This window comes from Aquimarina sp. U1-2 (assembly GCF_017897595.1).
Lineage (GTDB): Bacteria > Bacteroidota > Bacteroidia > Flavobacteriales > Flavobacteriaceae > Aquimarina.
Map to the genome: position 1 here is coordinate 1 of NZ_JAGKIK010000092.1, position 402 is coordinate 402.

Genomic DNA, 402 nt, shown 5'->3' on the forward strand with positions numbered 1-402 from the left:
TGTTTTTCTGGCTCTGGATAGTCGCTTTTTTACGGTTTCCTCTTTGGTTAGCAATGCAGAGGCAATTTCTTTAATACTAAATCCAGATACTGTTTTTAGAGCAAAAGAAATACGATCTCTAGGATCTAAGCTAGGGTGGCAGGCAGTAAAAATCATACGCAGTTGTGCATCCTCAATCTCAGAGTCTAAAAACAGATCGTTTATAGCAATGGCGTCCGTTCCTTGATTGATGTTAGGTAGGTGTTTTTGCTCTGTTTTTAGCTTTCTAAAAATATCAAGAACCCTGTTTTTGGCGGCCTGGGTCAACCATGCTTCAGGGTGTTCTGGTTGTTGGTTTCTCCAACTTATACTAGCCTTAATAAAAGTATCCTGTACAGCATCCTCAATAATATCAAGATGTTT

Annotated in this window: 1 protein-coding gene; it reads right to left on the reverse strand. The window is 39.1% G+C overall.

The genetic code is table 11. The features are described from left to right. Positions 1-402, reverse strand: a 402-nt coding sequence (locus J8281_RS19160; RefSeq protein WP_210199256.1) for a sigma-70 family RNA polymerase sigma factor, incomplete at both ends; no start/stop codon positions are given.